Origin of the sequence: Actinoplanes sp. NPDC026670, assembly GCF_040638175.1 — a bacterium.
In the GTDB taxonomy this organism is placed as follows: domain Bacteria; phylum Actinomycetota; class Actinomycetes; order Mycobacteriales; family Micromonosporaceae; genus Actinoplanes.
Window position 1 is genome coordinate 193,538 of sequence record NZ_JBEZXU010000016.1, and the last position, 3,581, is coordinate 197,118.

The following is a 3,581-nucleotide window of genomic DNA, read 5'->3' on the forward strand; positions in this document are numbered from 1 at the left end:
GGTCCGGTTCCGCTTTCCTGGCCACCGCGGTCTGCGGCGTGGTTGGTCCGGTTCCGCCTTGCTGGCCGCCGTCGGCTTGTGTTCAAACGCCGCCCCAGCTCGTGGATCTTGCACGATCTTCCACGCCGCCGCGATCTTGCACGATTCTTCCCGCCCCGCCGGGTACTTCGTTGCAAGATCCACTTCGCGGCGCCGATCTTGCAACATCCTCCAGGCCAGGGCCTGCAAAAAGCTGCAAGATCGGCGCGAGGGTGCACATTCGTGCAAGATCGGCGCGAGTGCGGCAAGGTCGCGAGAACCCACCGCGAACAGGCACCAGAGAGCGCCGACCCACCGCGATCCTGTCGACTTCGGTCGCACCTGTCTCGCAGAACTCCACAAGATCAGCAGGGAACTCGGACCTCGGCGACGGGCGGCGCGGCCGCGCGGCGGAGGTGAGGATGGCGGCGGGCCGGAGTGTTCGGGACAGTCGGACTGGATTGGTTGCAGGGACATGGGAGCTGTGCGGTGACTGACCTGTTGTGGCCGGGCGACGAACGGGCCGGTGAAGTCTTCACCGATGCGACGGTTCTGGCGGCGATGGTGCGCGCCGAATCCGCCTGGCTGGACGCCCTGATCCGGCACGGCGTAGCCCCACCCGAAGCCGCCGACGACCTGAACGGGCTGATCACCGCCGACGACGTCCCGATGGTGGCGGCCGGCGCCGAAGCCGGCGGGAACCCGCTGATCCCGTTGCTGAAGCTGCTGCGGAAACGGCTGGAGTCCCGCAACCAGGTCGCCGCCAAGTGGCTGCACAAGGGCCTGACCAGCCAGGACGTCATCGACACAGGGCTGGTTCTGTGTCTGCGGGACGCGACCGAGCGGATCCGGCACGACCTGCGGGCGCAGACCGCCGCCCTGGTCCGGCTCACTGTCGAGCACCGGGACACGCCGATGGCCGGACGGACTTTGACGCAGTACGCCGTACCGATCACTTTCGGTCTTAAAACAGCAACCTGGCTCACCGGAATCCTGGACGCCCGGGATCGTCTGGAGGCCGTCGTGTTGCCGGCGCAGGCCGGCGGCGCCGCCGGCAGCCTTGCCGCGCCGGCCGCCCTGGCCGGCTCACCGATCGTGGCCCGCGCCCTGGTGGAGACCGCCGCCGAGATTCTCGGCCTGCCGGTCCGGGGTCCGTGGCACACCGCTCGGGCGCCGCTCACCGGAGTCGCCGACGCGTTCGTGACCTGCACTGACGCGTGGGGCCGGATCGCCAACGACGTGCTGGTGGGCGCCCGCCCGGAGGTGCACGAACTGTCCGAGGGCGCGGTCGCCGGGCGTGGCGGCTCGTCGGCGATGCCGAACAAGCAGAACCCGGTCCTGTCGATCCTGATCCGCCGGGCCGCGCTGGCCGCGCCGTTCCTGGTCGCGACCGTGCACGCCGGCGCGGCCGCGGCCGTCGACGAACGCCCGGACGGCGGCTGGCACGTCGAATGGGCGACGCTGCGCACGCTGGCCCGGCGTACCGTGACGGCCGGGTCGCAGACCGCGGAGCTGCTGGCCGGCCTTCAGGTGGAGACGTCCTGGATGACCGCGAACCTGGCCGCCGCCCGGCCCGGCATCGACGCCGAGCAGCGTTCGATCACGCCTGATGCCGGTCCCTATCTCGGCGCCACCGACCAGATCATCGACGCTGCCCTGGCCCGTGCCAAGGAGACCCGAGAGGGAGAGACGTGCTGACCGCGACCACCTTGACCGAAGCTCCGGGACGGCCGTTGCTGCTGCTCGGGCCGTCTGTCGGCACCAGCGCCGCGACCCTGTGGACGGAGTGCGCCGACCGCCTGTACGGCCGCTACCACGTGGTCGGCTGGGACCTGCCCGGGCATGGCGCGAGCGCCCCGGCGACCGGCCCGTTCACGATGGCCGACCTGGCCCGGGACGTGCTGGCGCTGGCCGACCGGATCCGCCCGGGGGAGACGTTCGCCTACGCCGGTGACTCGATCGGCGGCGCGGTCGGCCTCCAGTTGCTGCTGGACGCGCCGGAGCGGGTGGGCGCCGCCGCGCTGCTGTGCACCGGCGCGAAGATCGGCGAGCCGGCGATGTGGCACGCTCGCGCGGAGCTGGTCCGGGCCGAGGGCGTCGAGGCGGTGGTGGCCGGCGCCCGGGAGCGCTGGTTCGCGCCCGGTCCCGAGCCGGCGGCGGCGGAGTCGCTGATCGCGGCGCTGCGGGCCACCGACGCGGAGAGTTACGCGCGGGCGTGTGAGGCGCTCGCCGAGTTCGACGTGCGTGACCGGCTCGCCGAGATCGCGGTCCCGGTCCTGGCGGTGGCCGGTGGGCAGGACAAACCTACTCCGCCGGACAGCCTGCGGGCGATCGCCGGCGGTGTGCTGCACGGGCGTCTGGTCGTTCTCGACGCGGTCGCGCACCTGGCGCCCGCGGAGAACCCGGAGGTCGTCGCGTTCCTGCTGGACCAGCACTTCGACGAGACCCGGTCGGCGGGGATCGCGGTCCGCCGGGAGGTGCTCGGCCCGGCCCACGTGGACCGGGCCACCGCCGGGACCACCGCGTTCACCCGCGACTTCCAGGACATGATCACCAGGTATGCCTGGGCCGAGATCTGGACCCGTCCCGGGCTGGCCCGCCGGGACCGGTCGCTGATCACGCTCACCGCCCTGATCGCTCTCGGACATCACGAGGAACTGGCGATGCACGTCCGCGCGGCCCGCACCAACGGCCTGTCCGACGACGAGATCAAGGAGCTGATCCTCCAGACCGCAATCTACTGCGGCGTCCCGGCCGCCAACACCGCGTTCCGGATCGCGCAGCGGGTGCTGTCCGAAACAGACTGACCGGCTTCCCGGCATTAAGACCACGATTCGGTACGGCCACGAGGACGAACCGTGAGCTACCCCGCGAGGCAGGCGGCTGCTCCCGGCCGACCAGCGGCCGCCGGGCTGAGACGGTCGGTCACCGTCAGATCCGTGTCCGCCTCGCGTAGGAGCGGAGGGCCACCACGAGCGCCCCGACCCAGACCGTGAACTGCCCGATCCCGTAGATCCCGGTCCACGGTCTGAAGATCGCCTCCGGTGAGTCCCACTGGACGACCGACAGCACCACGGCGAGCACGGTGTACCCGCCGAGCGCCACTACCAGCGCATATCCCGGAACGATGAGCAGCATCCGGGGCAGTCGCAGCCCCCACGGCCGGATCAGGGCGAAGGCGTACACGGCCGGCAGGATCGCCAGCCCGGTGAGTGTCCACAGATAGAACCCGCCGCCGTCCGAGTGCCACACCCGGAACCGTTCGGCATCCGCGAAAAGGGGAATGCCCGCCGCCCACACCACATGCAACGGCATGAACCCGACGGTGGCCGCGAGCGCCGCGATCCACCCGGCGAGCACCGCCCGCGGGCCTGGCGGCGGCGCCGCCGGTCTGCCGATGACGCCGGCCGTGTTCCTGATCTCCCCGTGGATGCTCATGGATGCATTCTCACGGAACCTGCCTGTCCCGCGCGGCCCCGGCTGGTCCGCACCGCTGTGGGGGAACGGGGTTGGGCACGGGGGGGGGCCAGCCGGGGGAGGGCCGGGGGGGGGCGCCGGCCCCG

Annotated in this window: 3 protein-coding genes and 1 pseudogene; 3 read left to right on the forward strand and 1 reads right to left on the reverse strand. The window is 71.9% G+C overall.

All coding sequences use genetic code 11. From position 1 onward, the window contains the following. Positions 1-507 precede the first annotated feature (507 nt). The 3 genes and pseudogenes from AB0E94_RS18140 to pcaC all read left to right on the forward strand — a co-directional run bounded on the left by AB0E94_RS18140 (position 508) and on the right by pcaC (position 2,825). Positions 508-1,716: a lyase family protein gene (locus tag AB0E94_RS18140; RefSeq protein ID WP_360327399.1), complete on the forward strand. Its 1,209-nt coding sequence runs from the start codon at positions 508-510 to the stop codon at positions 1,714-1,716. Next, positions 1,710-2,423: pseudogene (locus AB0E94_RS18145) on the forward strand (alpha/beta hydrolase); the annotation flags it as partial. The gene AB0E94_RS18140 and the pseudogene AB0E94_RS18145, both read left to right, overlap by 7 nt. An 18-nt stretch (positions 2,424-2,441) precedes the next feature. Beyond that, complete coding sequence (gene pcaC / locus AB0E94_RS18150; RefSeq protein WP_360327413.1) at positions 2,442-2,825, forward strand: 4-carboxymuconolactone decarboxylase; 384 nt, start codon at positions 2,442-2,444, stop codon at positions 2,823-2,825. A gap of 124 nt (positions 2,826-2,949) precedes the next feature. Here the strand turns inward: pcaC and AB0E94_RS18155 are convergent, their stop codons facing one another. After that, positions 2,950-3,456: a hypothetical protein gene (locus AB0E94_RS18155; RefSeq protein WP_360327401.1), complete on the reverse strand. Its 507-nt coding sequence runs from the start codon at positions 3,454-3,456 to the stop codon at positions 2,950-2,952. Positions 3,457-3,581: the final 125 nt, after the last annotated feature.